Here is a 16,195-nt window from a genome sequence, read left to right as displayed (position 1 = left end):
AGTAAGTTATGGCATTAGTCAATGGGTATACTTTAATAGGTGAAGCTAAAAAACAAAAAACTTTAGCTGGAGCGTTTAATACGACAAATTTGGAAACAACATTAGCCATATTAGATGCAATTGAGGAAAGTAATATTCCAAGTATGGTTCAAATTGCACCAACAAACATTGTGTTATCTGGTTACAAATATATTGTCGATATGGTACGAAATCGAGCAAGTACGATGAAAACACCATTTTGTTTACATTTAGATCATGGAAAAACCTTTGAAGATGTTAAACAAGCAGTTGAAGCCGGATTCACTTCAATTATGATTGATGGTTCTCACTTGCCTTTTGAAGAAAATATTCAATTGACGAAAAAAGTTGTCGACTTTTGTGGCGGATATAATATTCCAGTCGAAGCTGAATTAGGTGCAATAACAGGAAAAGAAGATGATGAAGTTAGTGAGGCAGATCGTAAAACCGATCCTAACCAAGTTCAAGAATTTGTCAAAAGAACAGGATGTGCAACTTTAGCTGTTTCTGTTGGTAATGTGCATGGATTTGAACAACAGCCTAAAATTGATTTTGATCTGTTAGGTAAACTCTCTGAGATTTCGCCAGTATCGCTTGTTATTCATGGTGGTTCAGGAATAGATGATAAAACTTTGCAAAAAATTAGCCAATACAACGTAGTTAAACTCAATATAGGCGGCGATCTACGCAGAGCTTATATTAGTTCAATTGGTAAACAGTATGTTGCTAATAATAATGAATACAATCTGATTAAAGTTCTGCTTAAAGCAAAAGGTGATGTTCAACAAGTTGTTTATAACAAAATCCTATCTATGAATTTATTAAACATCCATCGTTAAAATAACAATATAGGTGGTAATTATGGAATTAGAGCAATTGGATGACAATATTATATTTTTAAACCAAGAATTCGCAAATCGTGAAGATATGTTTAAGTATATAAGTCATGAATTATCAAAAAATAATTATGTGACAGATCAATATTTAGAAAAAGTTATTCAAAGGGAGAACAACCATCCAACAGGATTTAAATTGAAAACACTAAATGTTGCCATGCCGCATGTAGATTGTGAATTTGTTAGAAAAAATGGCATGTTTATCGTAACCAGTAAAAAAGGAATTATTTTCAAAAATGCCGAAACCGATGAAGACTTATCTATCAACATTGTTTTTGGACTATTACTCAAGGAATCAGACACGCATTTAACTTTTTTGATGAAATTGGCATCATCATTTGGCAATGATTCGATCTTGCAAAAAATAGTTGAAAGTAATAACAAAATTGAAATCAAACATATCTTAAAAGATATTTTGAAATAAGGAGATGTATTATGAAAAAAAGAGTTATTTTTGCCTGTACTAGTGGTATTGCAACTTCAACTATTGCTACAGAAAAAGTTAAAAATTATTGCGCGCAACATGGTATTGAAGTTGAAAATATTCAGTCTGATGTTGCAACCGTGCAATCTCAAGACGGAATGGCTGATTTAATCATTGTGACATCTAAAGTTTCTTATAATTTGGAGAAAACACCGATTATTAATGGTGTACCATTGATTACAACTATAGGGGAAGAGGACGTTTTAGAAGAAATCGTTAGGATCCTAAAAGGAGATTGATCATGGCTGATAAATTACTTGAAATTGTTCAATACATATTAGGTTTCGGGCCTACAGTGATGTTACCTGTTGTGATATTTCTTATGGCTATTTGCTTAGGTGTTAAACTCGGTAGGGCAATTCGTTCATCTTTAACGATAGGGATGGGATTTGTCGGTATTTTTGTTATTTTCGATTTATTAGGGACCAGTCTTGGTAGTGCAACAACTGATTTAGTTGAACATGCAGGAATTCATTTACCTGTTATTGATCTTGGTTGGCCACCATTAGCTGCAATTGCATGGGCATCGCCAATTGCTCCATTTGTTATTCCAATGACGATTATCATCAATATTGTGATGTTAACACTCAACTGGACTAAAACAGTTGATATTGATCTATGGAATTTCTGGCACTTTACTTTTGTCGGTGCTTTAGTGTATAGCAGTACTGGTAGTTTTATGTATGGATTAATTATCGCTGGAGTAACAGCTGTAATTACCTTCGTTCTGGCAGATTGGTGTGCGCCGATGATTCAAAAATATTTTGAGCTTCCGGGTATTTCATTACCGACACTATCATCTGTGATTTTCTTTCCTATTGGTGTTTTAGGTAATCTTATTTTAAATAAAATTCCGGGATTACAGAAATTACATGCTGATCCTGAAACCATTCAAAAAAGATTTGGTATTTTTGGTGAGCCAATGATGATTGGTTTTGTTATCGGTGCCACAATTGGTATTGCTGCTGGTTATGATATTAAAGGTATTTTAAATCTAGCCATTAATTTAGGTGCAGTAATGTTAATTATGCCAAGAATGGTCAAATTATTGATGGAAGGTTTACTACCTTTATCTGATGCCGTTAAGCAATTTTTAAATAAAAAATTCCCTAATAGAAAAAATCTCTATATAGGTTTAGATATTGCAGTTGCTGTTGGACACCCATCTGTATTATCTACTGCGTTGTTACTTATCCCTGTAGGATTAATTTTATCAATTGTTTTACCGGGAAATCGATTATTACCTTTAGGTGATTTAACCAATATTTGGGTCCCTATTTCGATGGTAGTATTAGCTTGCCGAGGTAATATTGTTAGATCATTTATAATTGGTATACCTTGCTTAATTGTGAATCTTTATGTTGCTTCTTCAGTAGCGCCAATTATTACTAATATTGCAAGAAGTATTAATTTTCCGGTTAAAACTGATGGTGAATTTTCAAGCCTCTTAGATGGTGGTAACCCGTACCGCTTTTGGGCAGTAAAAGTGTTTGAAGGAAACTATATCGCCTTAGCATTAATTCCAATTATCTTTATTACTTGCTTCCTTTTATATCGTCATACTAAAAAAACATGGGATATAAGCTAGAAAAAAGAGCGCACTCAATATAATTAACCCTATTTATGAAATGAAATAATCTGATAGCTACTGTTATCTAGATAAGGATAAAACTATCAAAAAATTGGTTACCAAAAAAATAAATGTATGAATAAATGTAATTTTATTTGAGAGCGCTTTGGGTTTGTTTAAGTATGATAATTAAAATAAAAGTAAATAAGGAGGTTAATATGTACTCGATCGGCATTGATATCGGTACAACAAATTGTAAGTTATGCGTTTTTGAATTGCTATCACTAAAATTGATTGATAGCTACTCATTTGCGACACCAAAAATTAATAGCAAATATGGTTATGACTTTGATATTGAAGCATTATATAGTCAATTGGAACAGGGTCTTATTCAAACCATAAACTCTCTTTCATATTCAGAAAAAGTCAAAAATATCGTAATTGCAAGTGTTGGTGAATCAGGTGTACTTATCAATGAAGAAGGTGAGGTTGTTGGTCCTTGTATCACTTGGTATGACACTCGAACACAGAAAAATTTAGCAGATATTAATCAGAAATTTTCTGATGAAGAACTTTATTCTATTACTGGTATTCCTATTCATAGTAATTATAGTTTGACTAAAATTTTATGGATTAGAGAAAACTGTAATATCAATTTGCAACAAGTTAAATGGTTATGCATTGCGGAATATATTGCATATAAATTAACAAATCAAAAGCGAGCAGAGTGTTCATTAGCTTCGCGAACGCTTGCTTATGATTTAAAAAATCATTGTTGGTCTGAAAAAATTCAATCGGCTTTTGCTATCAATCATCTATTTGCTGATTTTACTCAATCTGGCAAAAATATAGAAGTGTTAACATCAACTATATCCACTAAACTGAATTGTAATCAGCCTATTTTTGTTGCTATAGGTGGACATGATCACATGTGTGGTTCAATTGCTGCTGAATTAAAACCTGGTGAAATTCTAAACTCAACAGGTACAACCGAAGGACTCCTTTTATTACTTGAAAAAGTAAATTTCAATAAATCGTTTTTAACTAGTCAGTTATCGTTTGGCAAATATGTTAAAGATGATTTATACACCCTTTATGCATCACTTCCTTCTGCTGGATATAGCATAGAATGGTTCAAGCGCACTTTTTCGGTAACCGATGAAAATTTTGATTTATTAATTGAATCGCTTTTAAACAAACTTGACGACATAAATTATATTAAAAATAGTCTGAATATATTTATACCACATCTACGCGGAAGTGGTCCACCGAAACGAAATATTGACTCGAAAGGATTGTGGTATGGTTTTGGTGAAAACACGACTTTATCTGATATTTTATTAGGTATTTTTCAAGGATTATGCTTTGAATTAAAAAATACACTTATAACTATTGAGCAATTAACGGTAACTCATCATCCTATTATAAAAGTAATTGGTGCCGCAGCTAAAAATCCACTCTGGTTACAGCTCAAAGCAGATATTCTTGGTAGAGAAATACTATCTTGTAATATTAAAGAAGCGGTTTGTAAAGGTGGTGTAATGTTAGCTGGGTATGAAAATCATTATCTAGATAAAAATGCGCATATTCAATTTGATAACCCAATAGCACGCTATATACCTAATCCAAAAATGACGGAATATTATCATCAAATATTTGCAGATTATTACAAACCATTTTTTGAGTTTAAGACCAGTTTAGAGTTTAAATTAAAAAAGGATAATTAAGATGAAAGCATCTGTATGTTATAAAAAAAATGATCTTAGAACCGAAGATCTTCCTACTCCCGAAATTTCTGATAATGAAGTATTAATTAAAATGCTTGCATGTGGTTTATGTGGAACGGATATACAAAAAATAAGGAGTGATTCGGTGACTAAACCTACTGTTCTTGGTCATGAGGTTGTAGGTCAAATCGTAAAAAAGGGCAAAAATATAAATAATTACGAGTTAGGCGATAGGGTAATCACAGCAATACATGTACCTTGCTTTACATGTCATTATTGTAACAAAGGCCATTATACAATTTGTGAGCAATTTAGAACAAATAATATCGATCCCGGTGGTTTTGCTGAGTTTATTCGTATTCCTGAATTACATTTAAAGCATCTCACTCATAAAGTTTCAGATAATGTAACCGATGAAGAAGCGACATTGATTGAACCTATTGCTTGTTGTTTGCACGGCTTAAAACAAGCTGATATTAGGCCAGATGATAGTGTACTCATTATGGGGGCTGGAACGATAGGAATATTACATGCTCAACTAGCGAAAATAAAAGGCGCTAATAAAGTTATTGTTAGTGATATGTCGGAATATAAATTACAAAAAGCACTTAAAGTTGGCTGTGATTATGCAATTAATATAACCGAAAAAGATATTATTAGTGAAGTAAATCAGATAACTAATGGACAAGGTGTAGATGTAATTGTTATTGCTGCTGGTGTTTCCTCTTTAGTTTCTGATGCCGTTAATATGGTAAGAAGAGCTGGTAGAATAATTGTATTTTCTGGTTTTGATAAAAATAAATTAGTAACCCTTGATGCAAGTCGTTTCTTCAAAGATGAAATCTCAATAATTGGCACATATTCAGTTACACCTTATGAGTTTCCAGAGGCATTGGATCTTCTTGAAAAAAGAAAACTCAATACCGATGAGATGATAACGCATGTATTTCCATTAGATAAATTAAGCGAAGCAATAGATTTATCAACAGACCCTAAACAATCCGTTTTAAAAGTGATTATTAAGTCTGAAATATAATAATACAAAGCGATTTTCAATTGTTACCTAAGTTCTATAGTTAGTAGAGTAAAATTTAAATTGAGGTGTTAATTATGAAAAAAATATCAATTAGTTTAATTTTAATCGTGTTAATTGTTAATTTTTTCTCAATTAGTTATGACTTATATTTAAATTTTACTCAATTTCAATTTGATCTATTTTCTACATTACTTTATATAAGTCTTTTATCTTTTATTAGTTTGCTTATCTTTTTTATTGTGACTAAAAATATTAAGACACCTATTTATTTGTCTTTTTATTTTATCTTATGTCTCATCACTACTATTGTTGAAATTGTTTATTTGTCTTCCTATAAAGTGGGAACCAAAATAAATATGGTTTATTTTCTGATCTATTTTTCACTATTTATTTATGTAACTAAATCGATAAATATAAGAAAGTATTTCACCGATCAGTAAAATTAGAGGTTATTGTCTTATGTTGAAAAACTTGAGTATCTATTTTGTACGCCATGGAGAAACAGAATTCAATCAATTACAACTTTTTCAAGGTTCATCCGATTCACCATTAACAGCAAAAGGAATAAAACAAGCCAAACAGACAGGAAATGCTTTGAAAAATATAGATTTTAATTTTGCTTATTCAAGTCCACAAAAAAGAGCGGTTGATACCGCTAACTATATTATTGCTAATCGCAATATTAATTTAGATTTTCATGATGGATTAAGAGAAATTAGTTTTGGTAATTGGGAACAAAAATTTGTACCTGATTATTATTCAAATGAAGATTTTATCAATTTCGAACAGAATGCCCAAAAATATTCTACATTAGATAATAAAGGTGAAAGTTTTAAAGAGCTACTTGATCGCTCAACTTGTGTAATAAGGGACATAGTTGATCAACATTATCATGGAAATATCCTTGTTGTTTCACATGGTTCATTATTAAGGCAGCTTATATATGTTATTACAGGAGGCGCATGGCAAGATCATCTAGAAAAAACAACTATATTAGGTAATTCAAGTATTAGTATCGTAAATTATCAACAAACTGATTTTGATGTACCAGGCATTTTTAGTATCGAAGTATTAAATCAGACGGATCATTTAGATTAGTGTGAGATTTTTCTTGATTAATATAGTGAATTATCTCATTGTAGAAAAAATTAATACTATTATCCGGTTAGTTTATTGGATTAACATCTATTTTTATGGAAAACAACATTTCAATATGGTTCTTATATATCATCCGAACCACCAAACAATCATTGTATACCGGTATTACTACTGATGTAGCCCGTCGATTACATCAACATCAGATGGGTAAAAGGGCGAAATATTTAAAAGGACATCAAGATTTTACCGTTGTTTACCAGCTTAGTGTAGAGGGGAGAGCTACTGCCTTGAAGTTAGAATATCGTATCAAGCAGTTATCTAAAATTCAGAAAGAAAAGCTGGTTTTATTATCGCCGAATTTAGATGAGTTATTCACTTTTTTAAATCTAAAAAAGATTGAATAGTATGTTAAGTTTACATTATTGATATTAACTTTAATGGTGGGGCTTTCATTGCTTCAATTTGTTGGTTAAATTGCTTTAACTGTTGTTGCCAAACATCAATATCAGTTAACCAAGGAAAGGTTCGCGGAAAAGCCGGATCGTGCCAACGTTGAATAATCCATGCCAAGTGGTGAACCATTCGCATTGCTCTTAATGGTTCAATTAATTTCAATTGATTATTATCAAACAAGAAAAATTCTTCGTAAAGTTCAATAAAATTCGCTAACTGAATTTGTTGGCGATCACCATTTAATAGCATCCAAATATCTTGAATTGCTGGACCGTTTCTTGCATCATCGAAGTCAAGCATGATAGCTTCATCCCGCCATAAAATATTTCCGGGATGGCAATCGGCATGTAGTCGAATTGGTTGCCAATCGTTATGCCAATGTTGTTCAACAGTTTTAATTAAATCGCGGAGGATGATGTTAAGATCTGTTTGGATTTTATTCGGGATGATTGCGTTAGATAACAAAATTTCTTGAGGTTGATAAAGATATTCTTGCAAACCTATGATTGGACGATGTTCAAAAGTTTGTTTTGCCCCAATTTGATGAATTCGACCGAGCATAGTTGCAACTGAATCAAATTGCTCTAAATTATCGGTTTCATACTGCCTTGCGCCAACACTTGGAAATAATGCAAATAGAAAACCTTGATATTCATGTACAGTACTGTTGTTAATTACCAAAGGTGCAATAACTGAGATATCTGCCTGTGATAATTGTTGGGTAAATTGATGCTCTTCAATAATTTGTGATCTATTCCAGCGATGTGGTCGATAATATTTAACGACATAACGAGTGCGATTTTCGTCGGAAAATTGATATACGCGGTTTTCATAACTATTTAACGCGGTGAGGCCTGAATCAACATTGATGCCGATAGTTGCTAAACTATTAAAAATGAGTTCAGGTGTTAAAGTTTGAAAAGAAAATGCACTGTTATTCATTATGTTCCTTTATTGTTGGCTAAACCATTCATCTAATTTTTGTTTTAGCGCTTCTAAACCTACACGTTTTGGTGATGAGAATGGTGCAACCGTTATATCGCCTTGAAATGGTAAGATGGCTTCTTTAACCATATTCACTTGTTTTTTTTGTGCGCCGGAAGCCAGTTTATCTGCTTTAGTTAATAGCAGCATTACCGGGATATTGACGGACACTGCCCACTCAATCATTTGTTGATCCAAATCCTTTAGAGGGTGTCGAATATCCATCAATACAACCAAACCTTTTAGACTCTCTCGTTTTTGCAAATATTCACCAAGAGATTTTTGCCATTTGCGTTTGATAGCCTCTGGTACTTGTGCATAACCATAACCTGGTAAATCAACTAAGCGGCAGTTTTCCTCAACTTCAAATAAATTTATTAGTTGAGTGCGCCCCGGTGTTTTACTGGTTCTTGCTAAAGATTTTTGATTAGTTAATGTATTAAGTGCACTTGATTTTCCTGCGTTTGAGCGTCCGGCAAATGCAATTTCAACGCCGGTATCAACGGGTAAATGAGTAATGTCTGGAGCACTTAAAATAAAATGCGTTTTCGCATAATTTAATGGTCGAATGTCGGTCATAAACAATATCCTTTAAGTGCATTAACGGCACTTAATCACTTAAAATGCCGTTACTGTATAGAAAAACTTAGGAATTGACAACTTTTTCGACTGCGGTACTAAGTCGGTTCATTCCCTCTTTTATTTCGTCTTCAGATATGATTAGTGAAGGGGTAAAACGTAGTACATTTGGCCCTGCATTTAGTATCATTACTTTACACTCAGAAGCCACATTTAAAAAGTCGCGAGCCTTACTATGAAATTTTGGTTGTAATTCAGCGCCTAAAAGTAATCCTTTACCAAGGTATTCTCGAAATACTTTGAATTTATCATTAATATTTTCAAGTTGTTCAATAAAGATTGCCCGACGTTTTTCTACGCCTTGGAGTACCTCTGGTGTGTTTATAATATCAAAAGCCTCACAACCAACAGCACAAGCTAGAGGGTTACCGCCATAAGTTGTACCGTGGACACCTGGATGCATGACTGATGCGATGTCATTGGTTGTTAGCATTGCGCTAATCGGGAAGCCACCGCCAAGTGCTTTGGCGGAAGTTAAAATATCAGGCACAACACCATATTGTTGATAAGTGTACAAGCTACCTGTTCGTCCCATACCACATTGCACTTCATCGAAGACTAATAGGGCATTATATTGATCGCAAAGTGCTCTTACACCTTTTAAAAATTCTGGTGTTGCTGATGTTAACCCTCCCTCTCCTTGTACAGGTTCTAACACCACGGCACAAGTGTGATCATCCATTACTGCTTTAACTGCATTTAAATCATTAAAAGGGACATGAATAATATCAGCGGGTTTAGGTCCAAAACCATCGGAATATTTAGCTTGCCCGCCAACGGAAACGGTAAAAAAGGTGCGGCCGTGAAAAGATTGATAAAATGCGATAATTTTAGTTTTATAGGGACTATATTTTTCAGCCGCATAGTATCTTGCTAATTTAAAAGCGGCTTCATTTGCTTCAGCTCCTGAATTGGCAAAGAAAACACGATCAGCGAAGGTATTATCAATAATTTTTTTGGCAAGGCGTAAAGCTGGTTCATTGGTAAAAACATTACTGACATGCCATAATTGTTCACTTTGTTGGTGTAAAGCATTAATTAATCTAGGGTGGCAATGACCAAGGGCATTAACCGCTATTCCCCCAGCAAAATCGATATATTCGTCACCATGTTGATCCCATACTCGGCTGCCTTTTCCTTTTACCGGTATAAATTTTGCTGGTGAGTAAACGGGTAAAATGACTTTATCAAAAAATTCTCGTGTTATTTCTGGCTGCATTATTCAATCCTTATATTAACCAACAATCTTTTTATATTCTATGTTATTTGCAGAGATAGTAAAGTAAATATTTATTCATTATTATTGAATTTATATTCATTTAAGAAAGATAAATATTTTATTCTTTTCTGTAATTATTTTCGGGTATAATTAGCGGTTAATTAATGATCCTTACTAAAATAGGAATAAATATGAGTCGTATTATTTATTGCCATTATCTAAAAGAAGAGTCCGAAGGTCTGGATTTTCAGCTTTATCCTGGAGAGCTAGGCAAGCGTATTTATAATGAAATTTCCAAGTTAGCCTGGCAAGAATGGCTTAAAAAACAAACAATGTTAATTAATGAAAATAAACTTAATATGATGAACTTAGAACATCGTAAAAAAATTGAAACCGAAATGGTGAAGTTTTTGTTTGAAGGTGAAGATGTGATTATTGATGGATATAAACCTGAAAATTGAGAGTCTAACAATGAAAAACAATTTTAAAATTCTTACATTACTCATTTCAGTAACTTTATTAACGGCCTGTCCCGGCTCAAATAACAAAAAAACTGACGAAGACTATTACGTAAAAGATACCAACGCATTTAATATTTTAATAAGTCAGTACGCTAATAATATAGAACAGATTTGGGGACCTAAAGAGGTCCTTATTGCTGGACCTAAAGATTATGTTCAATATGAAGATAATTTACAAACTCGAGTTCATATCAACTTTGTTTCAGGGGTAATTACCATTGAGACTTTATCTGATACGCCTATTAATAATTTGAAGGAAGCGATTGTATCAACATTACTTATGCCTGAACCAGTTGATATTATAAGGCGAGATAAAATAAGTCAGAATTTATCTGAAGAGCCTTTTTTATACAATCAGGTTCTTGATCAGGAAAGACAACCAATTCGTTGGAGTGGTAGGGCAAATAGTTTTGCTGATTATTTGCTTGCCAACAATTTGAAAGTCCGCTCATCAGAATCTCATAAAATCACTTACGTTGAAATAAAACTTGTTCCAAATCATATTAATCAACGTGCAAAAAAATTCTTACCTTTAGTTACTGAAGCATCAAATCGTTACTTTATTGATGAACGATTGATTTTAGCGATTATCGAAGTCGAATCTGCATTTAACCCTTATGCTGTTAGTCGCACAGATGCGTTAGGATTGATGCAAGTACAACAACATACTGCTGGTCGTGATATCTTCAAGATGCGAGGTAAATCAGGCGAACCAAGTCGTCAATTTTTACTTGATCCTCGTAATAATGTCGATATGGGAACCGCTTATTTATCTCTTCTAAAAACGAAGTATTTAGCAGGTATAAATAATCCAATTTCATTACGATATGCGATGATAACCTCCTATAATGGTGGTGCAGGTAGTGTATTACGCACATTCTCTGATGATCGAAATGAAGCAATTAATATTATTAATTCAATGGCACCTCAACAAGTTTATCGAAAATTAGTGACTTCACATGTTTCTCAAGAGTCACGAAATTATCTTATCAAAGTTAGTAAAATTCTTGATAATAAGTAATTATGAAATAGATGATCATTAGTCACTTTGTCTAACCTAAATTAAAGTTTTTAAATTGTGGCTAACTTATTGGTGATTTATATAATTATTAATTTATGATTTTATAGTTTTAATGTTATTTAATAAAAAAAACGTGATCTACTTCAATTTTTGAGTATACTATGCGTCTCATAAAAGCATAGTTTTTTTGAGGATGTCAACATTGAGTAATGATAAGCTTGTGGACTCATTTTCTCCCGCACAAATGACCCAAATCGCCGAGGAACTTGGCAACTATAAAGTTAATAAACACCCTAGTAGTACTATCTTATCTGCTATTCTTGCAGGTGTTTTTATCTCTATCGCATTCGTTTTCTATATTACTGCTACAACCGGCACGGCAACGGTTGCTTTTGGCTTAGCTAAATTAGTTGGCGGTATCTGTTTCTCGCTTGGTTTGATGCTTGTTGTTTGTTGTGGAACAGATCTTTTTACTTCAACCATTTTAACTATCTTACCTAAAATGACGCATAGAATTAGTTGGGTAAAGATGTTTCGTAACTGGATTTTTGTCTATATTGGTAACTTTATTGGTGCTATACTGTTTGTCGCAATTATTTGGTTTTCTGGGCAATATATGGTTGCCAATGGTTTATGGGGATTGAATGTATTACAAACCGCAGATCATAAATTACATCATACTTTTATCGAAGCTGTATTCCTTGGTTTATTAGCTAACTTAATGGTTTGTTTAGCCGCTTGGATGAGTTATGCTGGTCGCAGTTTGCTTGATAAAATGTTAATTATGGTGTTGCCCGTGGCAATGTTTGTTGCTAGTGGCTTTGAACATAGTATTGCAAATATGTTTATGATTCCTATGGGAATTGTAATTAACAATTTTGCTTCGCCTGAGTTTTGGACTGCTGTTGGGGTTTCTCCTGATGCATTTAAAGCATTAACAGTTGAACATTTTGTTGTGAATAATTTGATTCCTGTTACTATCGGAAATATTTTAGGGGGGCTGTTAATTGCTATCCCTAATTGGGCTTTACATTTACGTAAGCCACATTGATTTTTATAATATTTACCCTTATGTAAGAGTAGATGGATATTTTTGTAAACCTGAGGTTAATAACTATGAGTAATTTAAATGAAGTACAAGCAAAGGCTTGGAAAGGATTTAAAGAGGGTGATTGGCAAAATAATGTCAATGTTCGCGATTTCATTCAAAAAAATTACACACCTTATGAGGGTGATGAATCTTTCTTAGCTGGCGCTACAGAAGCAACCACTAAATTGTGGGATAAAGTGATGGAAGGTATCAAATTTGAAAACTCCACTCATACGCCAGTTGATTTTGATACAAGTGTAATCTCTACTATCACTGCTCATGATGCAGGTTATATCGAAAAGGATTTAGAGAAAATTGTTGGTTTACAAACCGAAAAACCATTAAAACGTGCGATTATCCCGTTTGGTGGTATCAAAATGATCGAAAATTCTTGTAAAGCTTACAATAGAACTTTAGATCCACTAGTCAAAAAAATCTTTACTGAATATCGTAAAACTCATAACCAAGGTGTGTTTGATATTTATACTCCAGATATCCTTCGTTGCCGCAAATCAGGTGTAATTACTGGTCTTCCTGATGCTTATGGCCGTGGACGTATCATTGGTGATTACCGTCGTGTTGCTCTTTATGGTATTGATTACCTAATGCAAGATAAATTTGCACAATTCACTTCATTACAAGCTGACTTCGAAAATGGCGTTGATTTACCAATGACTATGCAACGTCGTGAAGAAATTGCTGAGCAACATCGAGCACTTGGTCAAATTAAAGAGATGGCTGCGAAATATGGTTTTGATATTTCAGCACCGGCAACTACTGCACAAGAAGCTGTTCAATGGACTTATTTTGGTTATTTAGCTGCGGTTAAATCTCAAAATGGTGCAGCGATGTCTCTTGGTCGTACCTCTACATTCTTTGATATTTACTTCCAACGTGATTTAGCAGCTGGTTTAATCACAGAAAAAGAAGCGCAAGAAATTGTTGACCACTTTGTTATGAAATTACGCATGGTTCGTTTTTTACGTACTCCAGAATATGATGAGTTATTCTCAGGTGACCCAATTTGGGCAACAGAATCTATTGCTGGTATGGGTGTTGACGGACGTACACTTGTCACTAAAACATCTTTCCGTTTCTTAAATACACTTTATACAATGGGGCCTTCTCCAGAACCAAATATGACAATTCTTTGGTCTGAACAATTACCTGCTGGCTTTAAAGAATTTGCATCAAAAGTATCTATCGATACTTCATCTTTACAATATGAAAATGATGACTTGATGCGTCCTGATTTTAATAATGATGACTATGCTATCGCATGTTGTGTAAGCCCAATGATTGTTGGTAAACAAATGCAATTCTTCGGTGCTCGTGCAAACCTTGCTAAAACACTTCTATACGCAATCAACGGCGGTGTGGATGAAAAATTAAAAATGCAAGTAGGTCCTAAAGAAGAACCTATTAGAGACGAATATTTAGATTTTGATACTGTATTTGCTCGTCTAGATCATTTCATGGATTGGTTAGCAAAACAGTATGTGACTGCATTAAATGCTATTCACTATATGCATGATAAATATAGTTATGAAGCATCATTAATGGCACTACATGATCGCGATATTATTCGTACTATGGCATGTGGTATTGCAGGTCTTTCTGTTGCAGCTGACTCTTTATCTGCAATTAAATATGCGAAAGTGAAAACGATTCGTGATGAAGATGGTTTGGCCGTTGACTTTGAAATCGAAGGTGAATATCCACAATTCGGTAACAATGATCCACGTGTTGATGATATTGCGGTTGACTTAGTTGAACGTTTCATGAAGAAAATTCAAAAACTTAAAACTTATCGTAATGCAATTCCTACTCAGTCTGTTTTAACTATTACTTCAAATGTAGTATATGGTAAGAAAACCGGTAATACTCCAGACGGACGTCGTGCTGGCGCGCCATTTGGACCAGGTGCTAACCCAATGCACGGACGTGATCAAAAAGGTGCGGTTGCTTCATTAACTTCTGTTGCTAAATTACCATTTGCTTATGCGAAAGATGGTATTTCATATACTTTCTCAATCGTTCCTAATGCATTAGGTAAAGATGATGATGTCCGTAAACGTAACTTAGCTGGTTTAATGGATGGTTACTTCCATCATGAAGCGACAGTTGAAGGCGGTCAACATCTAAATGTTAACGTATTAAATCGTGAAACATTATTAGATGCGATGGAACACCCAGAAAAATATCCACAATTAACTATTCGTGTTTCTGGATATGCAGTACGCTTTAACTCTTTAACTAAAGAGCAACAAAAAGACGTTATTACACGTACTTTTACTACAAATATGTAAAGTACGTGTTTAAATGATATCTTTGATATTATTTAAACTAATTGAAAGCAGCGTGATATTAAGTTACGCTGCTTTTTTTATTTCTAATAAGGCATTCTTTTAATTATTAAATTAATTAAATTTTATTATAAAATTAGTCTGATTTTTATTCAAAAATACTTCATGGAAGATACAACAAAAGTTATTAGAATTTATTGGTAATTATTTTTTGCTATAAATTAAAAAACTAATGGATTTTGAATAAAAAAATATGTTAGGATTTTGAAGTAATCACAAATAATTTACGATAAAATTTCTATATTTGAATGGTCTACAATGATGCTAATTAGCTTAATTTATTTTGATAGGTGATTAACAAAAGGTTGATTTAGTAGAATATTGATAAGATAAAAGCAATATAAATCTTCATTAAAGTAATAATATAAATAATAACATATAATAAATAATAATAATTCCCCTTTATTTAAGGAAAAATAAATGAGAAGACTACCTGTTTATCTTGTATTAGACACTTCTGGGTCCATGCACGGAGAAGCAATAGAAGCGGTTAAAAATGGTGTACAAACTCTATTAACTACTCTTAGACAAGATCCCTACGCCCTTGAGACAGCTTTTATTTCAGTAATTACATTTAATACTTCCGCTACCCAAATTATACCATTGACCGATTTATTAAGTTTTAAAATTCCCGATCTTGTAGCTACAGGTACAACATCATTAGGTCAAGCATTAAGTCTTACCGCAGATTGTATTGAGAAAGAAGTTGTTAAAACAACCTATGAAACGAAAGGAGATTGGCGACCTCTTGTCTTTATAATGACAGATGGAATGCCTACTGACGATTGGGAAAAAGGGATAAAAAAATTCGAAAAAGTGAAGAAAGGTATGGTTATAGCATGTGCTGTAGGGCAATCAATTGATAGTTCTGTATTAAAAAATATCACAGAAATAGTCATGCAACTAGAAACTGCCGATTCAAATTCAATTAAATCTTTCTTTAAATGGGTATCTGCAAGTATTTCTACTGGAAGCGAAAAAGTGGAATCAAATCGAAAAGAAGTTATCGGATTAGATGATTTACCGCCACCGCCACCTGAAGTCAACATTGTTTTATAATCAAAAAATAGAAA

The 16,195-nt window shown here is 33.2% G+C and carries 16 protein-coding genes; 13 read left to right on the top strand and 3 right to left on the bottom strand.

Going from position 1 to position 16,195, the window contains the following annotated elements; translation table 11 throughout:
- Window positions 1-8: 8 nt before the first annotated feature.
- From AC5LXI_RS13300 to AC5LXI_RS13265, 8 genes are all read left to right on the top strand, one after another.
- A complete protein-coding gene (locus AC5LXI_RS13300; protein WP_493442769.1) occupies window positions 9-857 on the top strand; it encodes a class II aldolase in 849 nt (282 codons plus the stop codon).
- Window positions 858-879: 22 nt separating this feature from the next.
- Window positions 880-1,338, top strand: coding sequence for a PTS sugar transporter subunit IIA (locus AC5LXI_RS13295; RefSeq protein ID WP_493442768.1), 459 nt, complete (start codon window positions 880-882; stop codon window positions 1,336-1,338).
- 11 nt (window positions 1,339-1,349) lie between these two features.
- Complete coding sequence (locus tag AC5LXI_RS13290) at window positions 1,350-1,637, top strand: PTS sugar transporter subunit IIB (protein WP_493442767.1); 288 nt, start codon at window positions 1,350-1,352, stop codon at window positions 1,635-1,637.
- A gap of 2 nt (window positions 1,638-1,639) precedes the next feature.
- Entirely contained in the window at window positions 1,640-2,986 is a 1,347-nt protein-coding gene (locus AC5LXI_RS13285) for a PTS galactitol transporter subunit IIC (RefSeq protein WP_493442766.1), read from the top strand.
- A 200-nt stretch (window positions 2,987-3,186) separates the two neighbouring features.
- Complete coding sequence (locus tag AC5LXI_RS13280; RefSeq protein WP_493442765.1) at window positions 3,187-4,695, top strand: FGGY-family carbohydrate kinase; 1,509 nt, start codon at window positions 3,187-3,189, stop codon at window positions 4,693-4,695.
- 1 nt (window position 4,696) lies between these two features.
- Complete coding sequence (locus AC5LXI_RS13275) at window positions 4,697-5,731, top strand: zinc-dependent dehydrogenase (protein WP_493442764.1); 1,035 nt, start codon at window positions 4,697-4,699, stop codon at window positions 5,729-5,731.
- A gap of 459 nt (window positions 5,732-6,190) precedes the next feature.
- Complete coding sequence (locus AC5LXI_RS13270) at window positions 6,191-6,829, top strand: histidine phosphatase family protein (protein ID WP_493442763.1); 639 nt, start codon at window positions 6,191-6,193, stop codon at window positions 6,827-6,829.
- A gap of 95 nt (window positions 6,830-6,924) precedes the next feature.
- Window positions 6,925-7,233 (top strand): GIY-YIG nuclease family protein, encoded by a 309-nt coding sequence (locus AC5LXI_RS13265; protein WP_493442762.1) that lies wholly within the window; start codon window positions 6,925-6,927, stop codon window positions 7,231-7,233.
- Window positions 7,234-7,243: 10 nt separating this feature from the next.
- On the opposite strand, the gene AC5LXI_RS13260 is transcribed toward AC5LXI_RS13265, so the two are convergent.
- From AC5LXI_RS13260 to AC5LXI_RS13250, 3 genes are all read right to left on the bottom strand, one after another.
- Window positions 7,244-8,224 (bottom strand): serine/threonine protein kinase, encoded by a 981-nt coding sequence (locus AC5LXI_RS13260; RefSeq protein ID WP_493442761.1) that lies wholly within the window; start codon window positions 8,222-8,224, stop codon window positions 7,244-7,246.
- Window positions 8,225-8,233: 9 nt separating this feature from the next.
- A complete protein-coding gene (gene yihA / locus AC5LXI_RS13255) occupies window positions 8,234-8,836 on the bottom strand; it encodes a ribosome biogenesis GTP-binding protein YihA/YsxC (RefSeq protein WP_493444313.1) in 603 nt (200 codons plus the stop codon).
- Window positions 8,837-8,912: 76 nt separating this feature from the next.
- A complete protein-coding gene (locus AC5LXI_RS13250) occupies window positions 8,913-10,124 on the bottom strand; it encodes an aspartate aminotransferase family protein (RefSeq protein ID WP_493442760.1) in 1,212 nt (403 codons plus the stop codon).
- 191 nt (window positions 10,125-10,315) lie between these two features.
- Between AC5LXI_RS13250 and AC5LXI_RS13245 the strand changes: the two genes are divergently transcribed.
- The 5 genes from AC5LXI_RS13245 (at window position 10,316) to AC5LXI_RS13225 (ending at window position 16,181) form a co-directional block, all read left to right on the top strand.
- Window positions 10,316-10,585: an oxidative damage protection protein gene (locus AC5LXI_RS13245; protein ID WP_493442759.1), complete on the top strand. Its 270-nt coding sequence runs from the start codon at window positions 10,316-10,318 to the stop codon at window positions 10,583-10,585.
- A gap of 10 nt (window positions 10,586-10,595) precedes the next feature.
- Window positions 10,596-11,666, top strand: coding sequence for a membrane-bound lytic murein transglycosylase MltC (gene mltC, locus AC5LXI_RS13240; RefSeq protein WP_493442758.1), 1,071 nt, complete (start codon window positions 10,596-10,598; stop codon window positions 11,664-11,666).
- 202 nt (window positions 11,667-11,868) lie between these two features.
- Window positions 11,869-12,717, top strand: coding sequence for a formate transporter FocA (focA, locus tag AC5LXI_RS13235; RefSeq protein ID WP_493442757.1), 849 nt, complete (start codon window positions 11,869-11,871; stop codon window positions 12,715-12,717).
- 65 nt (window positions 12,718-12,782) lie between these two features.
- Complete coding sequence (gene pflB / locus AC5LXI_RS13230; protein WP_493442756.1) at window positions 12,783-15,065, top strand: formate C-acetyltransferase; 2,283 nt, start codon at window positions 12,783-12,785, stop codon at window positions 15,063-15,065.
- A gap of 477 nt (window positions 15,066-15,542) precedes the next feature.
- Window positions 15,543-16,181, top strand: a complete 639-nt coding sequence (locus AC5LXI_RS13225; RefSeq protein ID WP_493442755.1) for a vWA domain-containing protein — start codon at window positions 15,543-15,545, stop codon at window positions 16,179-16,181.
- Window positions 16,182-16,195: the final 14 nt, after the last annotated feature.

Source organism: Gilliamella sp. LMG 34361 (assembly GCF_984569075.1).
The sequence above is the reverse complement of the archived record's forward strand: the minus strand, read 5'-3'. Positions and strand labels throughout refer to the sequence as shown.

Bases quoted from the DNA above. Each gene is read 5' to 3' on its own strand.
- AC5LXI_RS13300 (WP_493442769.1), top strand. From the start codon at position 9: ATGGCATTAGTCAATGGGTATACTTTAATAGGTGAAGCTAAAAAACAA.
- AC5LXI_RS13295 (WP_493442768.1), top strand. From the start codon at position 880: ATGGAATTAGAGCAATTGGATGACAATATTATATTTTTAAACCAAGAA.
- AC5LXI_RS13290 (WP_493442767.1), top strand. From the start codon at position 1,350: ATGAAAAAAAGAGTTATTTTTGCCTGTACTAGTGGTATTGCAACTTCA.
- AC5LXI_RS13285 (WP_493442766.1), top strand. From the start codon at position 1,640: ATGGCTGATAAATTACTTGAAATTGTTCAATACATATTAGGTTTCGGG.
- AC5LXI_RS13280 (WP_493442765.1), top strand. From the start codon at position 3,187: ATGTACTCGATCGGCATTGATATCGGTACAACAAATTGTAAGTTATGC.
- AC5LXI_RS13275 (WP_493442764.1), top strand. From the start codon at position 4,697: ATGAAAGCATCTGTATGTTATAAAAAAAATGATCTTAGAACCGAAGAT.
- AC5LXI_RS13270 (WP_493442763.1), top strand. From the start codon at position 6,191: ATGTTGAAAAACTTGAGTATCTATTTTGTACGCCATGGAGAAACAGAA.
- AC5LXI_RS13265 (WP_493442762.1), top strand. From the start codon at position 6,925: ATGGAAAACAACATTTCAATATGGTTCTTATATATCATCCGAACCACC.
- AC5LXI_RS13260 (WP_493442761.1), bottom strand. From the start codon at position 8,224: ATGAATAACAGTGCATTTTCTTTTCAAACTTTAACACCTGAACTCATT.
- AC5LXI_RS13250 (WP_493442760.1), bottom strand. From the start codon at position 10,124: ATGCAGCCAGAAATAACACGAGAATTTTTTGATAAAGTCATTTTACCC.
- AC5LXI_RS13245 (WP_493442759.1), top strand. From the start codon at position 10,316: ATGAGTCGTATTATTTATTGCCATTATCTAAAAGAAGAGTCCGAAGGT.
- mltC (WP_493442758.1), top strand. From the start codon at position 10,596: ATGAAAAACAATTTTAAAATTCTTACATTACTCATTTCAGTAACTTTA.
- pflB (WP_493442756.1), top strand. From the start codon at position 12,783: ATGAGTAATTTAAATGAAGTACAAGCAAAGGCTTGGAAAGGATTTAAA.
- AC5LXI_RS13225 (WP_493442755.1), top strand. From the start codon at position 15,543: ATGAGAAGACTACCTGTTTATCTTGTATTAGACACTTCTGGGTCCATG.